Origin of the sequence: Bradyrhizobium paxllaeri (genome assembly GCF_001693515.2) — a bacterium.
GTDB lineage: Bacteria > Pseudomonadota > Alphaproteobacteria > Rhizobiales > Xanthobacteraceae > Bradyrhizobium > Bradyrhizobium paxllaeri.
Genome location: NZ_CP042968.1, coordinates 7,889,718 through 7,912,420, shown reverse-complemented (window position 1 = coordinate 7,912,420; position 22,703 = coordinate 7,889,718). Strand labels below are relative to the sequence as shown.

Here is a 22,703-nt window from a genome sequence, read left to right as displayed (position 1 = left end):
CGCCATTGCGCGCACGCCGTCGTTTAGCGAATTCCGGGATGATCAGATTGTGCCGCTGATTTGCCCGGCGTGTCAAATTTTCGGTCCAGGTTGCTGGTTGCGGCGGCCGCCGGCTACTTTGCATGGGGTTGTTTTCGATATTTTTGGCATGGGTAACGGCACGTACCTGAGACATGGGTGACGTACGCTTCGGCGCGGCATGCCCGCGACGAGAGCATGCGACGGCGGGCCGCGGTCCTACCCGACCTCTCGAACCGCCGCGTCATACGCCTCGATCGTCGCCTTGGCGCGATCCGCTACTTCCGCCGCCGTCATGCCGGGCTTGTAGAGGCTGCTGCCAAGGCCGAATGCCATGATGCCGGCCCTGACGTAGTCCGCAAAATTCTTGTCGGAGACGCCGCCGACCGCGGCGATCATCAGGTCCGGGGGAAGCACGGCGCGGATGGCGGCAATGCCGGCGGCGCCGAGCACGCTTGCGGGAAAGAATTTCAGACTCGAGGCGCCCGACTTGGCGGCCAGCAACGCCTCCGTCGGGGTAAAGACGCCGGGCATCGTGACCATGCCGAGCGCCCGGGCGCCCGCTATGATTTCCGGATCGACATTGGGGCTGACCAGAAGCCGACCGCCCACGTCGTGAAGCCGCGCGACATCGTCCAGCGTCAACACGGTGCCGGCACCGATCAGAATTCCGGCAGGGGCCTTCTTGACGGCGATCTCGATCGAACGGAACGGATCTGGCGAGTTGAGCGGGATCTCGATTGCCGTCATGCCGCTGTCGATCAGCGCGGCGACGATATCGCCCGCCTCGTCGGGCTTCACGCCACGCAGGATCGCGACCAGCGGGCGTTTCATCGGGGGGAACGGGGCGACGCGCATTCGGGTGATCCTCTAGAGCATGATCCGGAAAAGTGTGTAGCGGTTTTCCGAAAAGATCATGCTCAAACAAAAAGATAAAGCGGGATGACGATTCGAAGAAAAGTCATCACGCTTTAGACATTCCAGATCGATTGCGCGGCCATCGAAAGGCCGCGACGGACCGCATCCTCGGCGCCGATTGATCGGATGGAAACGGCGACCGTGTCAAACGCCAATTCGTAGAGCGTCTGGAGCCGCCCTGAGGCCACCAGCGTGATGCCGTTCTCGGGCATTTGTCCGGCAAGCCCTCCAGCCAATTCGAGGCCAATCAAGGTACCCGATATTTTCTCGCGGGCGGAAGATGGCGTGCCGCCGTAGAGGAGCTGGCCCGATCGCACCTGGAACAGCAGATTGGCGGCGTTCGCGGGCGTCTCGAATGCGCTGATGACTGCGGACTTGAAGGCGTCGATATCTGGGGCTTCATCGGCGCCGGCCACCGCGTGGGACAGGATCGTTTCGCGCGATATGACGTCGAACAGCTCTCCCGTCATGAACGTGGCGAAGCCTTCGACGGTGCCTCCATTCGCCCTGACCCATTTCGAATGGGTGCCCGGCATGCAGACGAGCGCATCCCCCGCAGCATCCATGCCCAGGACGCCGAGCAATTGTGTTTCCTCGCCCCGCATGACATCGGGCGTTTTGGGGTCTCGTTGTGCAATTCCCGGGAGGATGCGGATGTCACGGTTCTGTCCCGGCACCGCAACGGCCTGCTTCAGGATCGATGCGAGCGGCGCCGGCGTGTCGACATATCCGGCTTCGACCCATCCCTGCCGGGCGCCGGCCATGCCGCAGATGATAACGGGCAGCCCATCCGCGGCGCCGACAGCGTCCAGATGCGATTGCAGCACCGCCGGAAAGCCCAGTCTGCCCGCCGTCGTCATGCCCTCGTGGCTGCGCCGTTCCCCGAGGATGTCGCCGGTTCGATCGACGAGCCAAAGCCGAAAACTGCTCGTGCCCCAATCGACCGCGACAAATGCAGGCTGGCTCATTTCAAGTTCGTTCCGATGCTATCTACGTCTCAGCGGCATGATACCACGCCGGTCTGCCCGCTGTCGCGGTGCTGGACCGACGGCGCAGCGAAGGACCAAATGCCGCTTCGCCTGCGCGAAATACACTCGCTTTGCAGTTGATTTGTAGAAATGCAATCAGCATGATCCCGGTTCATGCGGGGTCGCGCTGCTAGCCGGCGGCGGAGCCTCGCCAATGAATGCGCATCGCAAAGAATGCGCCATAACAACAAGACTTGGGAGGAGCTCTCATGATCAACCGGTTTGGTAACAGCGCGCTGATCGGCCTTGGCCTCTTGATCGCGGCGCTCACGCCGCAGGCCCACGCTCAATCGACCGCGAAGACGGTGACGCTGGTGGTGCCCTTTGCGGCCGGCGGCGGCACGGATACGGTCGCCCGCCTGATTGGCGAGCGGATGTCGAAGACGCTCGGCCAGACCGTCATTGTCGAGAACGTGGTCGGCGGCGGCAGCACGCTGGCCAATGATCGCGTGGCGCGATCGGCGCCCGACGGCTCCACGATCCTGATCAATCACGTCGCGCTGCTGGCGGCGCCCAGCCTGTTCACCAACCTGCGGTACGATACGAAAACGGCGTTCGAGGCGGTCGGCCTCGTCAACAATGCGCCGATGGTTCTGATTGGCCGGAAGTCGATCCCCGGCGAAAGCCCGAAGGACCATGTGGCGTGGATCAAGGCGCAACGCGACAAGGCGAACTTCGCGCATGGCGGCCTCGGGACCAACAGTCACCTGTGCGCCGTGATGATGGGTAACGTGCTCGGCTTCAAGCCGACGGTCGTGGCCTATCGCGGATCAGCTCCCGCGATCGCCGATCTGCTGGCAGGGCAGATCGACCTGCTGTGGGATCAGGTCACCAACGCGCTGCCGCAAATTCAGGCCGGAACGCTGCACGGCATCGCCATCACGTCGCCGCAACGGCTCGAACAGTTGAAGAACGTGCCGACCACAGCCGAGCTCGGCATGCCCGAGGTCAGTTACTCGATGTGGCATGGGCTTTACGTGGCGAAAGGCACGCCGAAAGAAACCATCAATGCGCTGAATGCCGCGCTCCGCGCGGCGCTGTCGGAGCCGGAGCTTGTAGAGAAACTCAAGCAGCTCGGGACCTTGCCATTCCCGGCCAACGAGTTGACGCCTGAGGCACATGCGCGCCTGTTCGCCGACGACTTGCCGCGCGTGGCAAAGCTCATTGAAAGTTCAGGCATCAAGGCGAGCGAAGCGAAGTAGGGCGTCTCGTGCGGCGCGGGCCGGCTGCGCTGAAAGCGGCGCAGTTCGTCACACGATCAGATCCTGCGGCGCATGGGGCTGATTCCAAACGAATGCAGGCAGCTCGATCGCCTCTGAAATCGCCGGCGGTCCGCTGGTTTCCGCAGCGTTTGCGGTCGAGCCGATGGGCGCCGGGTTATCCTCCGCAAGGTCGATGACGTCAGAAGTGCTGACGTTGGACATCTTGTCCTTGAAGTGGAAGCTGTCGTCGGCACCGTTGATGGTGATTGTCACCACCTGTGCGGTGCCGTCGATGGTGGTCACCGTGAAAGTGTCGGTCAGCGTGTCGCAGTCGTTGAGCGCCTGCACCTCGCAATTGGCGTTGTCGAGCTTGTAGGTCCAGACGCCATCCGCCGTCATCGTGAAGCAGCCGTAGCCGCCATCGCTTGCCTTCGGCGAGCACACGGCGGTGAAGGTATTGGGCGTGTTATCGACGTCGGTATCGGTGAGCGTGCCTTTCGCGATCGGCGTACCGTAGGTGCAAGCGCCGGCTTCGGTTACCGAGCCGGTCGTGGTGCCACAAATGACGGCAGCGTCGTTGGCGCCGTTGATGGTGATTTTCACCTCCTGCGGGGTGCCGTCGATGGTGGTCACCGTAAAGCAGTCGGTCAGCGTGCCGCAGACATTGAGTGCCTGCACTTCGCAGTTGGTGTTGTCGAGCGTGTAGGTCCAGATGCCGTCCTTCGTCATGGTGAAGGTGCCGTAGCCGCCCGTGCTCGCTGTTGGCGAATCGATCGCCGTAAAGGTGTTGGGAGCGTTGTCGACGTCAGTGTCGGTGAGCGTGCCGGTCGCGGTTGGTTTGCAGGATGCGGAATTGGCCGCGCCGCCAGCCTCGATGACCGAGCCATGCTTGGTTCCGCAAATGATAGCGGCGTCATTGTTGCCATTGATGGTAACCGTCACCAGCTGCGCGGTGCCGTCCAGCGAGGTCACCGTAAAGCAGTCGGTCAGCGTGTCGCCGACATTAAGTGCCTGCACCGCGCAGTTGCTGTCGTCGAGCGTGTAGGTCCACGTGCCGTCCTTCGTCATGGTGAAGGTGCCATAGCCGCCATCGCTAGCCGTCGGGCATTTGACCGCCGTAAAACCGGCCGCGTTGTCGACGTCGGTAGCGGTGAGCGTGCCGGTCGCCGTCGGCGGCTCGCACTTGGCGCCACCGTCCTCGGTCACGGAGCCGGCCGTGGCGCCGGAAATGACCGCTGCGTCGTTAGCGCCCTTGATGATGAGTGTCACAACCTGCGCGGTGCCGTCGATGGTGGTCACCGTGAAGGAGTCGGTCAGCGTGTCACCGATATTGAGCGCCTGCACCGCGCTGTTGGAATCATCGACCGTGTAGGTCCAGACGCCGTCCGTCGTCATCGTGAAGGCGCCGAAACCGCCTGCGCTCGTGGCCGGAGTGTCAACAGCCGTGAAAGTATTGGGCGCGTCATCGACATCGGCGCTGGTGAGCGTCCCGCTGGCGCTCCGCGCACCGCTGGCGCTCAGCGCGTCGAGCGTGGTGTTGGCGGCGACGCCGGCCTCGATCGCCGTGCCATCGGTGGCGCCGGAGATGATGGCATGGTCGTTGACGCCATCGATGGCGATCGTAAATGGCTGACGGGCCGAGAGCGTGCCGTCGGATACGGTGATCATGAAATCCGTGGTGGTCGGCGCAGTCAGCGCATTGATCGCGTCATTGTCCGGAACGAAGGTGTAGTCGCCGGTTGTGCTATCGACGAAAAGCGTGCCGTAGGGACCAGTCTTTGACACATCGTAGGTTACGCCATCGATCACGGTGCTGCCGGCGGTTCCTCCGTTGATGCCGAAGGTCAGTGTCGGGCTGTTGGGGCTGCTGGCTACGAAAGTGCCGCTTGTTGCGGTGAAGAGGTCAAAGATGGAGGTGTCGATTTCGGTCGGCCCGATTATCGCGTTCAGCGTCGGCGGTATTGGCGGGGGAGGCGGAATTTTTCCAACGATCATCTCCTGGACCGATGCCTGGATCACCGTCGGCAAAGCAGTCGCATCCTGCTCCGGGGCAGAATCATCCGTCTGGATGAAATTGATCGGTTGCACCGGCAGCGGCTCGAGGGCAGGAGGCGTGCTCGATCCGGTCGACCCCAATCCCTTCTCGTAGATGGCGAGCGCCTCCTGCTGGGCCGCCTGCAATTCGGCCATTCGCGCAGCCGAGTTCGTGCTCTGAGTAACGCTGACCGAGGATCCCTGCGAACGCAGGATGACGGTCTGTCCGGGATCCTCGACGAGCAAGTGCCGCGGGATTGCCTCCTTGGTGATGAGCTCGAACGCGCCGTGCTCGAGGTGTCGGTATGTGATGCTGTCGTCGTCAAGGAATGTGACATTCGGGTCGGCGGCCTGGACCTTCGTCGTCATAGAGAAGGTGAGGGCCGTGAGCCACAGCATGCCGAACCTGCCGGCATCGGCCCGGCTTTTGGGATCGTCAACCACGACCTGAGCGGCAGTTCCGTTCGCACGCCCGAGCGGGCCGCGGCCGGCCGTCGCCTTGAGGTTCCCGATGACACGAGAAACCAGAGCCGCCGGCTTGCGTTCGTTGCCAGTGAGCATGGTTGATCCCTCAGCCACTTGCTTGGTGTGCATTTCTTCTTGTTCAGGCTTCACGCGCACGTGATATCCCGGCGCGCCCGGCGCCGAGACCTCCTGTTCCAAAGTAGACCAATCCATGTGCGTCAGGCTTTAGGCCCAAAAGGAGTAATCCTTTTGGGCCGAACTCGGGATGCCCGAGGTGGCAGCGCTGCAATCAGCGGCCCCTCACACCATCAGTTCGTGCGCCGCATGGGCCGCGGCGTGCCCCATGTGGCCCCAGGCGTGGCCGAAATTTGCGTGGTCCGTTGGTGAGGACGGTTCAATTGGTTGGGCTATCTCCGAAACCGCCGATAGATCGTTGGGGTCCGTCGCTCCTGCGGGATGACCGATCGACACTGCGATGTGGCCCACCTCCGTGTCCTCGACGACGGTAGGGGCTCCAGCGGCAGAAATCTTTTCCTTGAAGTGGAATGAGCCTCCAAGCCCATGCATATGGGCCGCCGCTGGGGCAGGAGTAGCAGCGGTTGTCGTTGGTTCGAACTCAGCGGCTTCATGCTTGGACGCCGTTGCGTGCTTGTTCGGTTCGTCTGAAGCCGAATGGTGGCTGTTTGAGTTCGCATGGCTTGCATGGCCGTTAGGATCGTCATCGATCGCGACGTCATTCGCCACTGGCGGCTTGGCACCGTGGCCTTGTCCCTGATTTTCGTTGTTCCAAGCAATGTTGGAGTGCGTTGCGGAATGCGACGGCGCCTCAGTGTGCGAGTGCTCGGCACGGCTGTTCTCATGCAGGGGGCGGCCATCGTCGATCTGTTGCGACGTGGCTATATCGTCGTTCATCGCGACGACATTCGTGCCGTAGAGGGCGGTGTCGATCACCGCCTGCTGGTTCAATGCGAAGTTCTGCTCCGTCGGCGTCGTGGTGTGGACGGTCTTCGTATCGATTGCTGCTCCACTCGCCGGCGCAACTGACCCGTCATCGGTTGCTTCGGTCGGCTGCGTCGGGACTTGGTCGAAGCTGAAACTGGCAAACTTGGAATAATCGATCGAATCGTTGTGATTTCGAGCGGCCTCGTAGCTGCCGTCCACGCCGGTCGTTTGCGGCGTCCAGTTCCCATTAGCGACGAGCGTGCCGTCATTGAGAGGCGAGTCCGGCAGTATTTCGGCGGTGGTGGCGACAGCCGCCTCTTCTTCCGTAACGGTAGCGGTCAGCTCGGGGCTGATCAGCTCCTCGGCTGCCACGACGGGTGCGGCCGCCGATTGCGTGATGAAATCCGAAGGCTGAACGGTCGCGATCCCCTGCAGGTGGATTTCCACCAGGCTGGAATCGCCAATGCTCAAGGTTTGATCCGTCGGATTGACGTATACGATTGTTTCGTTGCTTGCACTGTCATAGCGCCACGCGACAGTATGCGCCGGCACGGACGTGCTGGTGGACGTCAGCGCCAGGAACGCAAGTGCACCCAATGCCGTCAAATCGATCTTATCGGCTCCCGATCTGAAATCGGAAATGATGTCGAACTGTGCCCTGTTGGAGTCCACTGCGGACAGATAAGCGAAGGTGTCGTCTCCATTGCTGCCGGTGAGAAAGTCCGCTCCAAATCCGCCGATGATAGTGTCATTTCCATTGTTGGCATTGATGGTATCGCTTCCCGAGCCGCCGTAGATCGTGTCATCTCCGTCATTGCCCTTGACCGTGTCATTGCCGGAGCCTGCGTAGATGATGTCCGCTTTGCCGGTGCCGTTGAGGGTGTCATCACCGGCGCCCCCATAGATGATTTGTCCCTCATCGCCGCCTCCTGCGATGGAGTCATGTCCAGGAGTTCCATGGACGATGTTCGGCGGTTCGAAGCTTACGGCCGTCCCGAGGGCCAGATTGTCGAAATCGTTGGGGTCCGCGTCGCTGGCGCCGTGGATGGCGATCGTCACCATTCGAGCGGTGCCGTCTATGGAGGTCACCGTGAAGGTGTCGGTCAGCGTGTCGCCGACATCGAGCGCCTGCACCACGCTGTTGGCGTCGTCGAGCGTGTAGGTCCACACGCCGGCCGCCGTCATCGTGAAGGTGCCGTAGCCGCCGTCGCTCGCCGCCGGCGCACTAACTGCCGTGAACGTGTTTGGCGCATTGTCGACGTCGGTGTCGGTGAGCGTGCCGGTCGCTTTCGGCACGCCGGGCGTGGCGCCAGCCTCGATCACCGAGCCGGTCGCGGTGCCGGAAATGATGGCGGCGTCGTTGGTGCCGGTAATGGTGATCGTCACGACCTGCGCGGTGCCGTCCACGGTGGTTACCGTGAAAGTGTCGGTGAGCGTGCCGCCGACATTAAGCGCCTGCACCGCGCTGTTGGCGTTGTCGACGGTGTATATCCACACGCCGGCTGCGGTCATTGTGAAGCTGCCGTAGCCGCCCGCGCTCGCCTTTGGCGAGCTAATCGCGGTGAAGCTGTTGGACGCATTATCGGGGTCAGCGTCGGTAAGCGTGCCGGTCGCGGTCGGGGTGCCAAGCGTGGCATTGGCCACGCCGCCGGCCTCGATCACCGAGCCGGTCGCTGTGCCGGAAATGACGGCCGCGTCGTTGGTGCCGGTAATGGTGATCGTCACCACCTGCGCGGTGCCGTCTATGGTGGTTATCGTGAAAGTGTCGGTCAGCGTGTTTCCGACATTGAGTGCCTGTACCGCGCTGTTGGCGTTGTTGAGCGTGTAGGTCCACACGCCGGTCGCCGTCATCGTGAAGGTGCCGTAGCCGCCATCGCTCGCTGCCGGCGCGCTAACTGCCGTGAACGTGTCGGACGCATTGTCGACGTCGGTGTTGGAAAGCGTGCCCGTCGCAGTCGGGGTGCCCGCTGTAGCATTGGCGACGCCGCCGGCTTCGACGACTGAGCCAGTGGTCGTGCCGGAAATGATGGCCGCGTCGCCGGCGCCGTGGATGGTGATCGTCACCACTTGCGGCGTACCGTCGGTCGTCGTCACCGTGAAGGTGTCGGTCAGCGTGTCGCCGGCATTGAGCGCCTGCACCGCGCTGCTGGCGTTGTTGAGCGTGTAGGCCCACACGCCGGCCGCCGTCATTGTGAAAGTGCCGTAGCCTCCCGCGCTCGCCTTTGGCGAGGTGACCGCCGTGAAAGTATTGGGCGGATTGTCGACGTCGGTATCGGTGAGTATGCCGGTCGCGGTCGGTGAGCCGGGCGTGGCATTGGCGACGCCGCCGGCTTCGATAACTGCGCCGGATATCGCGCCGGAAATGATGGCCGCATCGTTGGCGCCGTTGATGGCGATCGTGAAGGTTTGGCTGGCCGACAGCGTGCCGTCGGATACCGTGATGACGAAGTTCGTGGTCGTGGGTGCGGTCAGCGCGTTGATGGCGTCACTATTCGGAACGAACGTATAGGCGCCGGTCGCACTGTTGACGTAAAGCGTGCCGTAGGGACCGGTTCTCGATACATCGTACGTCACCCCATCGAGCACGGTGCTGCCGGTGCTTCCTCCGCTGATGCCGAAGGTCAGTGCGGCGTTGCTGTTGGAGCTGCTCGCAACGAAGGTGCCGCTGGTTGCCGTGAAGACGTCAAAGACCACGGTGTCGATTTCGGTTGGCCCGGCCGCGGCGTTCAGTGTCGGCGGCAGAGGCGGTATCTTTCCGAGAATGTCCTCGGGGGCGGAGTGAAGAGCAGCGGGGGCATTGTGAGCGAATTTTGCGCCGGGATGGCTTCCTCAATCTGAATGAAATTGATCGGTTTCACCTGCAGGGGGGCGAGGAAGGGAGGCGTGCTTGATCCGGGTGCCCCCGGTCCTTTCTCGGCAGTGGCGAGCGCTTCCTGCTGAGCCGCCTGCAACTCCGCCATTCGCGCAGCAGAATTCGTGACTGCGTTCACGCTGACCGAGGACCCTTGCCGGTGCAGGACGATTGTCTGACCGGGATCCTCAACGAGCAAGTGCCGCGGGATCGCCTCCTTGGTTACAAGCTCGAACGCGCCGTGCTCGAGGTCCTTGTATGTGATGAGGTCGTCGTCCAGGAATGTGACGTCCGGGTCGGCGGCCTGGACCTTGTTCGTCATCGAGAAGGTCAGCGCTGTCAGCCACAGCATGCCGAACCTGCCGGCATCGGCCCGGCTTCGGGGATCGCCAACCACCACCTGAGCTGCAGTGCCGTTCGCACGCCCGAGCAGGTTCCGCATGGCCGTCGCCTTGATGTTGCTGATAACACGGGGAACTAGGGCCGCCGCCGGTTTTCGTTCGTTGCCAGTGAGCATGGTTGACCCCCTCTGCCACTCGCCTTGGTGCGCATTCCTCCTGTTCCGCCTCTGCGCGCACCATGATATCCCGGCGCTTCCGGCCGACGGCCGACCGCCGAGACCTCCGGTTCCAAAATAGACCAATCCATGTGCATCAGGTTTAGGCCCAAAAGAGGTAATCCTTTTGAGCAAATGCCGGATGGTGCGCTGCCCCGAACCGGGGTTTAATGTCGCCCTGGCTGGTGCTGTTACGAAGATCTCTCAACAAGAGGGGCGATCATGTGCACGCATGCGATTACCGCATTGGTGGCAGGTTTGGCTCTGGCAGCGGCAGGGTTGTTCCCCGGTTCGGCTCAAGCGCAACGCGGTCCGGCAACGCCCGCCGTTCAGGATGTCGCATCAAAACCCATTGGAAGAGTTGTCGTCGCCACAGGTTCGGTCACAATTGAACGTGCGGGTGCTGTGGTCGTTCAGGCCAGCACCGCAGGCCAGGCCGGTCAGGCAAAAGTTGGCGATCTCGTCTATCAGGGCGACGCGGTTGCGACCGGCGCCGACGGTCGGGTCGGTATCAACTTCACCGACGGCACCTCGTTCAATCTGGCGAACAACGCGCACATGGTCTTGAACGAGTTCGTTTACGACCCAAACGGGACGTCCAATTCCAGCCTGATCAATCTGACCAAGGGAACCTTCACCATCATCGCCGGCAAAATCGCGAAGACCGGGGATATGAAGGTCGACACCCCGGTCGCGACCATGGGCGTTCGCGGCACCACGCCACGCGTCGAAATCTCGGACGATGGGACAGTCAGATTTTCAACGCTCATCGAAGAGGGCAAGAGCAAGCCTGCGGGAAAGCCGGCGGCACCTGCAGCACAGCAACCCGAACGAAGGGCTTTTCCAAAATCGAACCTGAACATCTGTCGGGGGTGCTAGCGCCGTTGTGGGAGGCGAGCCGCTCGCGCCACTCGCAACCTGAGACGTCCGGGCGTGGGGAGTTGAAGTCAACGGCGGCTTATGACCCAGCGCAGAATCGAGAAGGCTCCGGTATGAAGTTTTGTGCGAGCGGCGGCGCCGCAACCCTTCTTGGTTTGCTGCTGTTCGGGACGCTGGCTGCGGCGCAGAGCCCCAAGAAGGATGACTATCTCGCGAACATCGAACTGTGTAACGGTACCGGCCGCATGCCGCTCGCCGCGCGGATTGATGGTTGCACGGCGCTCATCGAGTCCGGTCAAGGCAAGGCGGCCCTTGCTATTGCCTACAACAATCGGGGCAACGCCCATGCCGCAAACGGAGACTTTGACCAGGCGATCCCTGATTTCGACCAATCGATCAAGCTCGATCCAACTTCCGCCAAGGCTTTCAACAACCGCGGCGCGGCCTACCTGAAGAAGGCCAAGTACGACCTCGCTATCAAATCTTTCGATCAGGCGATCAAGCTCAATCCGAACTACGGCAGGGCATTCGCCAACCGTGCCGGAGTCTACCTGAAAAAGCACGAGTACGATCGCGCGGCGCGGGACTACGACGAGGCGATCCGCCTCGAGCCCAATCTGGAAGCCGCGTGGAGCGGACGCTGCTGGACCCGGGCCATCCTCGGCTCGTTGCAGGCAGCGCTCGAGGACTGCAACAAGGTGCTGCAGTCGTTGCCGAACGACGCCGCCACCCATGACTCGCGTGGACTGATCCACCTGAAGATGGGGCGAGCCGATGCGGCAATAAATGATTTCAGTTCCGCGCTGCGGCTCGATCCGAAGCTGGCGAGTGCGCTCTATGGGCGCGGGCTCGCCAGGCTAAAGAGCGGTGACAAGACCGGTGGCGATGCCGATATCTCCGCGGCAAGGACGATCCAGGCCGGGATCGATGACGACTTCACGCGCTATGGCGTACGCAACGGCAATTAATCAGCGAGCGCGGCGCGGCAACTCGTCGTGAAACGGTGCCGCGCCCAGCTGCCAGCTTAATCCAGCTTCACGTTCGCCTCGGTCACGACCTTGCGCCAGCGCTCGACCTCAGCGGACACCATTTTGGCGAATGCGGGACCCGTGACGTCAGGGACATCGGAGCCGTTGCGCTCCCAGGCTTCCTTGATGGCAGGAGTCTGCATGGCCTTCTGTAACTCCTTGACCATCTGCTCGACGATCGCCGGCGGCGTGTTCTTCGGCGCGAACAGGCCGTACCAGGTCGACACTTCATAGCCGGCCAGACCCGCTTCCGCGGCGGTCGGAAGGTCGGGGAATGCCGGTACGCGCTTCGGTGCGGCGACGGCCAGCGCCCGCAACTGTCCGGCCCTGACCGGGGCTGCCGACGAACCCAGCCCGTCGAACACGACAGGCACGTGGCCGGCGATGAGATCCTGCATCGCAGGTCCTGCCCCGCGATAGGGGACGTGCTGGATGTTGGTCTTGGTCAGGATCTTGAACAGCTCACCCGCAAGATGGTGCGTGGTACCGGCTCCGGCGGAGCCGTAGTTCAGCTTGCCGGGATTGGCCTTGGCATAGGCGATGAACTCGGCCAGCGTCTTGGCGGCGACCTTGTCCGGATTGACGACCACCACCTGCGGCGGCCGCGCGACCAGCGCCACCGCAATGAAATCCTTCTCGAAATTGTAGTCGAGGTTGGGATAGAGCGAGGGGGCGATGGCGTGATGCGCCGCGCCCATGAAGAAGGTGTAGCCATCCGGCGCAGCCTTTGACGCGAGCGATGCGCCGACGGTGCCGCCGGCGCCGGCGCGGTTTTCGATCAGCACGCGCTTGCCCAGTTGCGTGTCGAGTTGGGCCGCCAGCGGGCGGGCAAAGGCATCGGTGCCGCCGCCGGCCGCGAACGGCACGATGAAGGTGATCGGCTTTTCCGGCCATGATTGGGCCTGCGCCTGGCCGGCCATGGCGGATACGACCGCCAGAAGTGTAAACAGGGCGGACCGGACAACTCTTGGCTTCACGGCATTTTCCTCCGATTATTGAAGATTGGCGTCCGCCAGCGGCGGCGCGATTGATTTTTGCCTTCCTAGTTCCGGCGTTGGCCCGGAATGGATAAGGCAATGGGGCCCCTACCGTATGCAAGATGCCAGACCCGATCCATCAAAATGATCGGCCGAAAAGAGGGCGGCACCGGGGCGTTTGGTCGCTGCCGACGGACATTTCCGCGCCATCGTTCCGGAGAGGGGCGCGCAAGGGCTATCCGGCGGGAACCGGCGCCTTTACGCCCTCGACGGGGCCTGCGGGACGAAGCAGAAGCCCGATCAGCAGCACGGGGAAAAGCGGAGCGGTTCGGCCCACGGGAAACACCAGCGGCGGGCTCAGCATCGGCAGCAGCCAGATCATGAACGCCAGGGTCCAGCACCACAACGGCAGGGGAGCGGCCCGCGCCATCAACCAGAAGGCTGCAGCGATCACCAATAGCGTCCCGTCATAGGGACCGGAGTGCGGCGCGGCGAGGACGGTGGCAGCCAGAAAAACCGCGATCTTATCCCGTACTCCCAATCTCGACCGGAAGGCGACAACGACGGATATGGCCGCGCCCAACGTGGCGAGCAGTTGGGCCCACGATGCCAGCTGCTGCGGCGCGCCGAGCAGAACCGCGCAGGTATAGACGCTGTGGCCCCACATGCGGCCGTACTCGATCCACTTCTCGTTCGGGCTGACGAGATTTTCGATAATGAGGGGAAGCCAGCGCAGCCACAGGTCCCATCCGAAAATCAGTCCGCTCGCGATCATCATGACGAGCGCAGACAGGCCCGACGCCAAAAGCGCGCGCCATTGCCCGGCCGCGACGAGTGCGATCGGGACCAGGATGCAGAATTGAGGCTTGAACGTCAGCAGCCCCAGCACCAAACCGGCGAGATAAGGCCGCCGTTCCAGAAGGGCGAACCCGCCGACGATCAGGGCTGCGACCAGAAAGACGGCCTGACCGTTGATCACATTGATGGCCGACGCCGGACAAATTAGTACGGCCGCGAGCAGGGCACCCGATGGCAGGCTGTTTGCCGCAAACGCACGCAGCGCTACCACCAATACGGCGGCGGTCACGATCTGAAATGCCACATAGGAGCCGAAGAAACCCAACGGCGCGAACGGCAGCAGGATCAGGAGAAAGCTCGGCGGATAGGCCCATGGCCGGAATTCCAGCGGCGCGGAGAGCCAGCCTGCAAACGCGGTGTTGATGTAGTCGGTGAAGCGATCACCGTCGAAGATCAACGGCGCGTTGCCGTCGAGCACCGAGCGGATCGCGCCGTAGAACACCATCCAGTCGGTGCCGAGGGTATTGTAGTCGAGCCCGATCTTGCCCGGGTAGGGAATGGTCGTGACGAGAATCAGCCAAATGTAAAACGACATCGCCAGGGCAGGGATCAGCACGACCGCAGGCGGACGCAAGCCTGCCCGGTGCTCGAAGTGGCCTCCGCCGTATGCCAAGTCCATGCGTTGTCCTGCCAAGCGATGAGCCGCCATGCGACGGGCGGATGCGAATCGGTCTCGACCTTACGACGATCGGGACGATGGACGGAGTATCCGGCAAAGAACTTAACGAAGTGGGTTTCAGGCCGCCGCTGCCGCACCGCGCGTGACCGGCGGCGAGCCTGCTTTCGTGCTGCCGCGGAAGAATTTTCGCCCCCGTGCCGGTCCAAATAGACACCGGTTGCAAAGGTAAATATGCTCACCTTGGGAATGTGGGGGAAGTGCTTATGAAATGCCGTTCTGCTGCAGTCGCAGCTTTGTTGTGTATGATTTTTGCCGGTTCGAATGCGCAAGCGCGCGGGCCCTATGGTTCGATCAGTGTCGGCAATTGGAAGGGCGGGGCCTACACCAACGACCAGACCGGATCCTTCTCGCACTGTGCGGCAGGCGCTTCATATGCCAGCGGCATCTATTTTCTGGTGATGATCGATCATACTGGCGGCTGGAGCCTCGGCTTCATGCATGAAGAATGGCGACTGACGACCGGGCAGGCTTTTCCGCTGACCCTGACATTCGACGGCCAGCAACCGTTCAACGTTCACGGCATCCCGATCGCCGACAAGCTGGTTCGCGTGCCGATGCCGAGCAACTCCTCGCTGATCAGCCAGTTCCGGCGTGCGAAGGCCATGACCGCCTTTACGCGGGGACAGCTCTTCCAGTTCAACCTCGACCAGACCGGACAGCTATTGCCGGTACTGGTGAACTGCGTTGCCAGGATCAAGCAGTCGGGCTTGGCCAGTGCCGGCGATTTCTCGGTTCTTCCCGTGGCCAAGCCGGTCGCCGCAGCGGCGGCGCCGGATGCTGCGCCGGGCAAGCCCGACAGACTTGTTCGACCAGACCGGCACCGGCTTTCTGGTGAGCGCGAATGGCCACCTCGTCACCAACGCCCATGTCGTGCAGGGATGCGTCGGCGATATCCAGGGCAGTCTGTCCGGCGAGGCGCCCGCCAAATTGCGCCTGGTGTCGAGCGACGAGACCAACGATCTTGCGCTGCTGCAGGTGACGGGCTCGTTCAAGGACGTTGCCAGGATCCGCGACAAGGCGATTCAGTCCGGCGACAGCGTGGTGGCGATCGGCTATCCCTTTCACGGATTGCTGACGTCCGATTTCACGGTGACGACGGGGATCGTGAGCTCGCTCAGCGGCATCCTCAACGATACGCGCTTTCTCCAGATCAGCGCGGCCGTTCAGCCCGGCAACAGCGGGGGGCCGTTGCTGGCCTCGAGCGGCGACGTGGTCGGCGTCGTCGCCGCCAAACTGAATGCACTCAAGTTTGCGCGGGCAACCGGCAACATTCCCGAGAACATCAATTTCGCCATCAAGACCGGCGCTTTACGGGATTTCCTCGACAACAGCGTGGTGCCGTATCAGATCTCCGACGCCAAGGCCGAATTGAAGACGACCGATATCGCGCGCAACGCGCGGGCGTTTACGTTTCTGATTTCCTGCAAAGCCAGGGCGAAGGAGAAAGAGACGGCAAAGAATTAGGTACAGAGGTCGCCCGGCCCCAAGCCATGGGCGGAAGAGTCGTTGCCGCTGTGCCAGCCGCCGGAATGCCGGCGGCCTTCGGGATACGCGGCAATTACCGCGAATTGCCCCGGCCGTGCGCCGTCTGGGCGGTCCAGCTACTCCAGCTCACGCTGGCGAGGCTGCGCTGGTCTGTCGCCAGCGGCCGCCGGGTCTGGCGCTCGTAGGCGGCGATGATGTGTTGCGACTGCCGGATTTTCTGCTCGAGCTCGGCAATCGTCTTCTGGGTCCTGCCGGTCCTGCTTGCCTGGGCGGACTCGCCCACCATGAACCTCGTGGTCTCGATGCTCCTCAAGGTCTCGCGAAGCTTCTTGAGCTGCGCCCGGTGCCACGCAATGGCGCTGTCACTGTCTACAGGCATGCAAACCCTCCTGATTCGCGGCCGAATCTAGCACGCAAGGGGCAAGTTCGGCCAAGGGGGCCACCGGCGGGTTCCTCGAGGGCCATTGGTTTCGCACGGAACGATTCGAACCTTCCCGATTTCGGCCCGTTTTTGCCATCGAAGCGACCGCGGGCGAGCCTTCAAACAACAAACTTGCATGGCGATCTGTGCTCAGCGCGGTCCCCTCTTATCGTCCTGGCGGCAGAATGCCGGCCTGGCGCAATGGAGCGTGCGATGAGCGAAGTTGAGTTCGATCGGATTGTCGATGCCGTGCGGAAGGAAGTCGCGCTGGCACCGGTGGTGAATTTGCCGACAGGGTTGCGGGCTTTCGAGTGGCGGACCAAGGCCACCGCCGACGACAAGCCGGTGTCCCGGCACCACGCTTCCTTCGCCAGGATTCGCCGGGTCGGCGAGGCGCGGAAGCGATACAGGTGAAACCGATGCAGGAGACCTGATGGAACGATCGGTGTTCGAAGTCGTGAAGGCCCCGCTGGGCTGGTCGGTGTTTGCAGATAACATCAAGATCGGCGGCGTCTACGATTCGCGCGGCGCCGCCCTCGAAGCCGCCGTGCTGGCCGCGTCCGACACCGTCACGGACGGTGGCGGCGTGCAGATCAACGTACCCGGCGCCGAGGAAGAAAAGCCGAGATGGGCCGTCGCGTTTGAAATCGCAGCCTCCATCCTGCCGACGAGGAGCGGGCGCGAGCGCGGCGGTTCACGGTAAAGCCCGTGTGAAGGCAATCGTTCGACTTCGACCGATCGCCTGCACCGCTTGAGAGGAATTTCGAACTAGCCTGATGCTGTCTGCGCAGTCGCGAGCCATGCGTGGATCGACGCTGGCCGCCGTCGGTTTACCGCCGGCGGCCTTTCATTTGACGTCGTCGAACGGCGACACCGCGGGGCTGCCGACGCGCATCCGCTTGATGCGGCGTACCGCCATCGGCGCGCCGTCGGATTGATATTGCAGCTCGTACTTCTTGCCGTTCTTGTCGACTGCGGTGCAGGAGATGGAAGAAAGCTCGAGCGTCACGAAGTTGCCGACCTGTTTGCAAAGGCCAGCGGTCGATTCGACTGCCGGCACCGGCAAGCCATCGGCCTTCGGTCTGTCCTTGGATTTCAGCAGCATCCGGTCGATCGGCAGTTCGTACAGATTGGTCTCGGGCCGTCGTCCGTTGTCGCCGGAGAACGTGATGATGTGGCTGTCGTCGTTGGGGTCGTCGAGCGCCACGGTAAAATTCGCCCTGCCTTCCTCGGTCTGGAAGAAGGCTACGGCACGGCAGCCAAAATCGCGGCCCGCGACCTTGAGCGTAGCGCACTTGCCGGACATCATCGCAAAGATGACGGTATCGGGCTGTTGCCGCTGCAGTTCGTCCGAGGCAAGGGCCGGCATCGCAATAAAAATGGTGGCAAGCGCGAAAGCCTGCCGGCAAAGCTTTCTGGTCATGCCCGGTTGATAGAACATGGCGCGCGGTGTGACCAGCATCTCGCCAGTTCCACGACTGGCTTCCCATCAGAAATCGAGCGGTGCGTTGTCGACCACTTCCTTCATGACGAAGAAGGTCCGGGTCTGGCGGACACCCGGCAGCGCGATCAATTGCTCGCCGTGGATGCGGTTGAAATCTTCCATGTCGCCGACGCGGATCTTGAGGAAATAGTCGAAATCGCCGGCCACCAGGTGGCAATCGAGCACGAATTTCAGCTGCGCGATCGCCCGCTCGAAGGCGGCAAAGCTCTCCGGCGTGGAGCGGTCCAGCACGACGCCGACCATAACCAGTGCGCCCTTGCCGACCTTGCGCGGCGCGACCATCGCCCTGACCTGGGGGATATAGCCCTCGTCGAACAGCCGCTGGGTGCGGCGGTGACAGGTGGCGGCGCTGACGCCGGCCATTTCGGCCAGCTCGGCATTGGTCAGCCGGCCGCTATTCTGCAGCAAACGCAGTATCTTAAGGTCGGTGCGGTCCAACCTGCCGGCCATGGAAGAATCTCTCGAAATTATATCAGATAGCGGATGGAGTAGTAATCGGATCGAATATGGGTGCAATCTTCGTGAAGAGCAGGTGTTAATTTAGAGAGCACCTTTCCAGCCCTCAATGCTAGGGGCGTTTCCAGACATCCGATCATCAACGGGGACCACGATGCTGGAGAAATTCGAACGCTATCCGCTCACCTTCGGGCCCACCCATATCGAGAAGCTGGAGCGGCTGTCGCAGCACCTCGGCGGCAAGGTTGAACTCTACGCCAAGCGCGAGGACTGCAATTCCGGCCTTGCCTTCGGCGGCAACAAGCTGCGCAAGCTGGAATACATCATTCCCGATGCGATCGCCTCCAACGCGGACACGCTGGTCTCGATCGGCGGCGTGCAGTCCAACCACACCCGCATGGTCGCTGCCGTTGCGGCCAAGATCGGCATGAAGTGCCGCCTCGTGCAGGAAAGCTGGGTGCCACATGAGGACGCGGTCTATGACCGCGTCGGCAACATCCTGCTCAGCCGCGTCATGGGCGCCGACGTGCGGCTGGTCGACGAAGGCTTTGACATCGGCATTCGCCAGAGCTGGGAAGAGGCGATTGCGGATGTGAAGGCCAAGGGCGGCAAGCCCTATGCGATTCCGGCAGGCGCCTCCGTCCACAAATATGGGGGGCTCGGCTATGTCGGCTTCGCCGAGGAGGTGCGGGCGCAGGAGAAGGAACTCGGCTTCGCCTTCGACTACATCGTGGTCTGCACCGTCACCGGGTCGACCCATGCCGGCATGCTGGTGGGATTTGCCAAGGACGGCCGCGAGCGCAAGGTGATCGGCATCGACGCCTCCTTTACGCCCGCGCAGACCAAGGCCCAGGTGCTCGATATCGCCCGTAACACCGCAAAGCTCGTCGAGCTCGGCCGCGACCTCGTCGAGGACGATGTCGTCCTGATCGAGGATTACGCCTATCCGGCCTATGGCGTTCCTTCGGAAGAGACCAAGGAGGCGATCCGGCTTTGCGCGCGTCTCGAAGGCATGATCACCGATCCCGTCTACGAGGGAAAATCCATGCAGGGCATGATCGATCTCGTGAACAAGGGTTATTTCCCGAAGGGATCGAAGGTGCTCTACGCCCATCTCGGTGGCGCCCCCGCGATCAACGGCTACGCCTACACCTTCCGCAACGGGTGAGGCTCAAGCGTCCGCCGAGCGCACCAGCGCGAGCAATTCGTCGCCGTAATGCTCGAGCTTCTTGTCGCCGATGCCGGGGATATTCCGGAGTTCGTTGAGCGTCATTGGGCGTGCGGCGGCGATGCCGTCGATGGTCGAATCGTGCAGCACGACATAGGCCGGCACGCTTCGCTGGCGTGCGATCTCGGCGCGCCATGCCCGCAACGCAGCCTGCAGGGGAGCATCGGCGGGCTTGGTCTCGGCGCGCGGCGCCAGATCGCCGCGCCTTGATTTGGCGCGGTTGACGCGGATGCGCGTGCCCGGCGCCGCCTCGCGCAGCATGATCTCGGTCTCGCCCTTGAGGACGCCGCGCGCGCTCTCGGTCAGCTTCAGCGCGTTGAACGCCTCGCTGTCGGCGCGCAGATGGCCCATGGCGACCAACTGGCGGATCACGGCGCGCCATTGTTTCTCGTTGAGATCGCGGCCGATGCCGAACACGGACAGCTTGTCGTGGTTGAACTGCGTGACCTTCTCGGTCAGGCGCCCGACCAGCACGTCGATCAGGTGCATGGCGCCGAACCGCTGCCCGGTGCGGTAAGCGCAGGACAACAATTTTTGCGCGGCGACCTTGCCGTCGCGGAGCTGCGGCGGCGACAGGCAGTTGTCGCAATTGCCGCAGTTGCTGCCTGTGACTTCCTCGCCGAAATAACCGAGCAGGCGGCTGCGGCGGCAGCCGGCGGTTTCCGCCAGCGCCACCAGCGCATCGAGCTTGCCGATCGACACGCGCTTGAATGCATCTGATGCGGTGGATTCGTCGATCATGCGGCGCTGCTGCACGATGTCGGAGAGGCCATAGGCCATCCAGGCGCTGGAGTCTTTGCCGTCGCGCCCGGCGCGGCCGGTCTCCTGGTAATAGGCCTCGATGCTCTTCGGCAGATCGAGATGCGCGACAAAGCGCACGTCCGGCTTGTCGATGCCCATGCCGAAGGCGATGGTGGCGACGATGACGACGCCGTCCTCGTTGATGAAGCGGTCCTGGTTGCGGGCACGCACGCCGGCGTCGAGGCCGGCGTGATAGGGCAGGGCCTGGATGCCGGCGCTGCTCAGCGCGTGTGCGGTGTCCTCGACCTTGGCGCGCGACAGGCAGTAGACGATGCCGGCATCGCCGGCATGGCGTTCGCTGATGAAGGCTTTGAGCTGGGCCGGGGCGTTTTGCTTCTCGACGATCTCGTAGCGGATATTCGGGCGATCGAAGCTCGAGATGAAGCTCGGCGCGCCGGCAAGTCCAAGCCGCGTCACGATCTCCTTGCGCGTCATCGCGTCGGCAGTCGCCGTCAGCGCGATGCGCGGCACGTCCGGAAAGCGCTCCGCAATCGCCGACAGGCCGATATACTCGGGGCGGAAATCATGCCCCCATTGCGACACGCAATGTGCCTCGTCGATCGCAAACAGCGCGATGTTGGCTTGTCCGAGCAGGGACAGGCAGCGCGGCGTCAGGAGCCGCTCGGGCGCGACATAGAGCAGGTCGAGGTCGCCCGCCAGCAGCCGCCGCTCGACTTCCGAGGCCTCGTCGAACGACAGCGTCGAGTTCAGCACCGCCGCGTTGACGCCGGCTTCCAGCAGGCCCGCGACCTGGTCGCGCATCAGCGCAATCAGCGGCGACACCACGATGCCGCAGCCCTCGCGCAACAGCGATGGCAGTTGATAGCACAGCGACTTGCCGCCACCGGTCGGCATCAGCACCAGGCAATTGCCGCCACTGGTCACGTGCCGGACGATTTCCTCCTGCGCGCCGCGAAAGGCCGGCAGGCCGAACACGGAGTTCAGCACCGACAGCGCATCGGGGGCATTGTCACGGGGAAGAACTGCCGAAGACGACATTACTGATAGCTCGCCACGATATCCGACACCGCGCGTTCGAGCTGTTTCGCGGTCGCGCATTGGCGGACGACAGTGCAGAAGGTCGAATAGCGCGGCATTTCGGAATCGCCCCAGCCCCAGGCCATGCGGCCCTCCGGGTTGAGCCATACCAGCCGCTTCGAGCGCTCGGCAATTCGACGAAGGATATCGGCACGCGGATCGAGGTTGTTGCTGCGGGCGTCGCCGAGCACGATCACGGTGGTCTGCGGCGTGATCGCGTTCATCCAGCCGTGTTCGAAATCGTCCAGCGAGCTGCCGTAATCGGAGGAACCGAAGCCGACCTTGGACATGATCTCGGCCATCGCCTCTTCCGGCGACTTCGATTCCAGGATGTCGCTGACCTCGATCAGATGGCCCGAAAAGGCGAACGAGCGGACGTCGTCCACGACCTCATGCAGGCTGTGGATCAGGAGCAGGAAGAAATCGGAGACCCGCGCCACCGATCCCGAGACGTCGCACAGCGCAACGATTTTCGGTTTGTCGCGATGCCGCCGTTTCCACGCGGTGAGGAACGGCACGCCGCCCCAGGCGGCGTTGCGGCGGATGGTGCGGCGGACGTCGAGATGGCCACGGCGCTGGCGCTTGCGCGGCTTGGAGTAGCGCTCGCGCAGTCGGCGGGCGATCTGGCGGATCAGATGGCGCATCTGCTCGACCTGCCGCGGCTCGATCCGCGACAGCGGCGCGTTTCGCAGGATTTCGTTGCGCAGGTTTTCCGCTTCCTCGCGCCCGTACAGCATCAGCGCCTGCGAAACCGTATCGCGGACGGTGCCGCGCAGCCCGTCCAGCGCATTGGTCAGCCGTTCCGCCAGTGCGGGATTGGTCGCCGTGAGATTGTCGAGATCGTCGCGCAGCCGCTGGAGGCCCATCTGGTCGAGGATGCGGCCCGAGAAGATGCCGCGCTGGGTGAAGTAGCGGATGTCGGACAGCGAGGCGGCGCTCGCCGCATTGGCGATGGCGGCGGAAATCTGGTTGCGATCCTGCGCCAGCAGCATCTGCGCGAGCTGGCCGAGCCCTTCGGCCTGCTCGCCGCCGCTGGTCTCGCCAGGTGAATCGGATGCCGCGTTGGATCCCTGCGTATCCTGCTCTTCCGTCTTGCCGTCCTCGGGTGGCGTTTCCGGCTCCGGCTGATCGAAGAACAGGTCAAAGCAGTCGCCGAGCGCCTTCTTCTCGTCCTGCGTCTTGGCGAGCGTCAGCAGGAAGGTGTCGCGCAGGATGGTTCGGTCGGTGAAGCCGACCTTGGAGACAGCCCGCATCGCATCGATGCTTTCGGCCGGCGAGAGCCTGACGCCTGCGCCCCGCGCCGCACGAAAGAAGCGATGCAGGTTCTCCCTCATG

At 63.0% G+C, this 22,703-nt stretch carries 20 protein-coding genes; 7 read left to right on the top strand and 13 right to left on the bottom strand.

The window, feature by feature from the left end; genetic code table 11:
• Nucleotides 1-237 precede the first annotated feature (237 nt).
• Nucleotides 238-876: a 2-dehydro-3-deoxy-6-phosphogalactonate aldolase gene (locus LMTR21_RS37825; RefSeq protein ID WP_065750869.1), complete on the bottom strand. Its 639-nt coding sequence runs from the start codon at nucleotides 874-876 to the stop codon at nucleotides 238-240.
• A 113-nt stretch (nucleotides 877-989) separates the two neighbouring features.
• Nucleotides 990-1,904, bottom strand: coding sequence for a 2-dehydro-3-deoxygalactonokinase (locus tag LMTR21_RS37820; protein WP_065750868.1), 915 nt, complete (start codon nucleotides 1,902-1,904; stop codon nucleotides 990-992).
• A gap of 269 nt (nucleotides 1,905-2,173) precedes the next feature.
• Here LMTR21_RS37820 and LMTR21_RS37815 point away from each other — a divergent pair, with 269 nt between their 5' ends.
• Nucleotides 2,174-3,166 (top strand): Bug family tripartite tricarboxylate transporter substrate binding protein, encoded by a 993-nt coding sequence (locus LMTR21_RS37815; RefSeq protein WP_065750867.1) that lies wholly within the window; start codon nucleotides 2,174-2,176, stop codon nucleotides 3,164-3,166.
• A 48-nt stretch (nucleotides 3,167-3,214) separates the two neighbouring features.
• Here LMTR21_RS37815 and LMTR21_RS37810 read toward each other — a convergent pair whose 3' ends face one another.
• The 3 genes from LMTR21_RS37810 to LMTR21_RS37795 all read right to left on the bottom strand — a co-directional run bounded on the left by LMTR21_RS37810 (nucleotide 3,215) and on the right by LMTR21_RS37795 (nucleotide 9,975).
• Entirely contained in the window at nucleotides 3,215-5,761 is a 2,547-nt protein-coding gene (locus LMTR21_RS37810) for a VCBS domain-containing protein (RefSeq protein WP_246174980.1), read from the bottom strand.
• Nucleotides 5,762-5,965: 204 nt separating this feature from the next.
• Nucleotides 5,966-9,181, bottom strand: a complete 3,216-nt coding sequence (locus LMTR21_RS37805) for a VCBS domain-containing protein (protein WP_246175988.1) — start codon at nucleotides 9,179-9,181, stop codon at nucleotides 5,966-5,968.
• A gap of 152 nt (nucleotides 9,182-9,333) precedes the next feature.
• Nucleotides 9,334-9,975 carry a hypothetical protein gene (locus LMTR21_RS37795; RefSeq protein ID WP_148636048.1) on the bottom strand — a complete coding sequence of 214 codons (642 nt, stop codon included), beginning with the start codon at nucleotides 9,973-9,975 and terminating at the stop codon, nucleotides 9,334-9,336.
• Nucleotides 9,976-10,236: 261 nt separating this feature from the next.
• Between LMTR21_RS37795 and LMTR21_RS37790 the strand changes: the two genes are divergently transcribed.
• Nucleotides 10,237-10,893, top strand: coding sequence for a FecR family protein (locus tag LMTR21_RS37790; protein ID WP_065750864.1), 657 nt, complete (start codon nucleotides 10,237-10,239; stop codon nucleotides 10,891-10,893).
• A gap of 5 nt (nucleotides 10,894-10,898) precedes the next feature.
• Entirely contained in the window at nucleotides 10,899-11,861 is a 963-nt protein-coding gene (locus tag LMTR21_RS37785; RefSeq protein ID WP_246174979.1) for a tetratricopeptide repeat protein, read from the top strand.
• Nucleotides 11,862-11,917: 56 nt separating this feature from the next.
• Here LMTR21_RS37785 and LMTR21_RS37780 read toward each other — a convergent pair whose 3' ends face one another.
• The 3 genes from LMTR21_RS37780 to LMTR21_RS41680 form a co-directional block, all read right to left on the bottom strand.
• Nucleotides 11,918-12,898: a Bug family tripartite tricarboxylate transporter substrate binding protein gene (locus LMTR21_RS37780; RefSeq protein WP_246174978.1), complete on the bottom strand. Its 981-nt coding sequence runs from the start codon at nucleotides 12,896-12,898 to the stop codon at nucleotides 11,918-11,920.
• 235 nt (nucleotides 12,899-13,133) lie between these two features.
• The gene (locus LMTR21_RS37775; RefSeq protein WP_246174977.1) at nucleotides 13,134-14,375 is read right to left on the bottom strand and encodes a glycosyltransferase family 87 protein; all 1,242 of its coding nucleotides are present in this window, start codon (nucleotides 14,373-14,375) and stop codon (nucleotides 13,134-13,136) included.
• Nucleotides 14,376-14,949: 574 nt separating this feature from the next.
• Complete coding sequence (locus LMTR21_RS41680) at nucleotides 14,950-15,183, bottom strand: hypothetical protein (RefSeq protein WP_347339152.1); 234 nt, start codon at nucleotides 15,181-15,183, stop codon at nucleotides 14,950-14,952.
• 26 nt (nucleotides 15,184-15,209) lie between these two features.
• Between LMTR21_RS41680 and LMTR21_RS41675 the strand changes: the two genes are divergently transcribed.
• Nucleotides 15,210-15,899: a S1C family serine protease gene (locus LMTR21_RS41675; protein ID WP_347339151.1), complete on the top strand. Its 690-nt coding sequence runs from the start codon at nucleotides 15,210-15,212 to the stop codon at nucleotides 15,897-15,899.
• A 94-nt stretch (nucleotides 15,900-15,993) separates the two neighbouring features.
• Here LMTR21_RS41675 and LMTR21_RS37765 read toward each other — a convergent pair whose 3' ends face one another.
• A complete protein-coding gene (locus LMTR21_RS37765) occupies nucleotides 15,994-16,299 on the bottom strand; it encodes a hypothetical protein (protein ID WP_065750861.1) in 306 nt (101 codons plus the stop codon).
• A 255-nt stretch (nucleotides 16,300-16,554) separates the two neighbouring features.
• Here LMTR21_RS37765 and LMTR21_RS37760 point away from each other — a divergent pair, with 255 nt between their 5' ends.
• Both LMTR21_RS37760 and LMTR21_RS37755 read left to right on the top strand, forming a co-directional pair.
• The gene (locus LMTR21_RS37760) at nucleotides 16,555-16,755 is read left to right on the top strand and encodes a hypothetical protein (RefSeq protein ID WP_141688094.1); all 201 of its coding nucleotides are present in this window, start codon (nucleotides 16,555-16,557) and stop codon (nucleotides 16,753-16,755) included.
• Between the two features lie 19 nt (nucleotides 16,756-16,774).
• Nucleotides 16,775-17,044 (top strand): hypothetical protein, encoded by a 270-nt coding sequence (locus tag LMTR21_RS37755; RefSeq protein WP_065750859.1) that lies wholly within the window; start codon nucleotides 16,775-16,777, stop codon nucleotides 17,042-17,044.
• 144 nt (nucleotides 17,045-17,188) lie between these two features.
• On the opposite strand, the gene LMTR21_RS37750 is transcribed toward LMTR21_RS37755, so the two are convergent.
• Nucleotides 17,189-17,803 carry a hypothetical protein gene (locus LMTR21_RS37750; RefSeq protein ID WP_246174976.1) on the bottom strand — a complete coding sequence of 205 codons (615 nt, stop codon included), beginning with the start codon at nucleotides 17,801-17,803 and terminating at the stop codon, nucleotides 17,189-17,191.
• A 27-nt stretch (nucleotides 17,804-17,830) separates the two neighbouring features.
• Complete coding sequence (locus LMTR21_RS37745; protein WP_065750858.1) at nucleotides 17,831-18,295, bottom strand: Lrp/AsnC family transcriptional regulator; 465 nt, start codon at nucleotides 18,293-18,295, stop codon at nucleotides 17,831-17,833.
• Nucleotides 18,296-18,455: 160 nt separating this feature from the next.
• Here LMTR21_RS37745 and LMTR21_RS37740 point away from each other — a divergent pair, with 160 nt between their 5' ends.
• On the top strand, nucleotides 18,456-19,469 hold the full coding sequence (locus LMTR21_RS37740; protein WP_057860379.1) for a 1-aminocyclopropane-1-carboxylate deaminase: 1,014 nt from the start codon (nucleotides 18,456-18,458) through the stop codon (nucleotides 19,467-19,469).
• 3 nt (nucleotides 19,470-19,472) lie between these two features.
• Here LMTR21_RS37740 and recQ read toward each other — a convergent pair whose 3' ends face one another.
• Both recQ and LMTR21_RS37730 read right to left on the bottom strand, forming a co-directional pair.
• The gene (gene recQ, locus LMTR21_RS37735; protein ID WP_065750857.1) at nucleotides 19,473-21,329 is read right to left on the bottom strand and encodes a DNA helicase RecQ; all 1,857 of its coding nucleotides are present in this window, start codon (nucleotides 21,327-21,329) and stop codon (nucleotides 19,473-19,475) included.
• Nucleotides 21,329-22,702 (bottom strand): vWA domain-containing protein, encoded by a 1,374-nt coding sequence (locus LMTR21_RS37730; protein WP_065750856.1) that lies wholly within the window; start codon nucleotides 22,700-22,702, stop codon nucleotides 21,329-21,331. The genes recQ and LMTR21_RS37730 overlap by 1 nt, the downstream gene beginning before the upstream one ends.
• Between the last annotated feature and the right edge of the window lies 1 nt (nucleotide 22,703).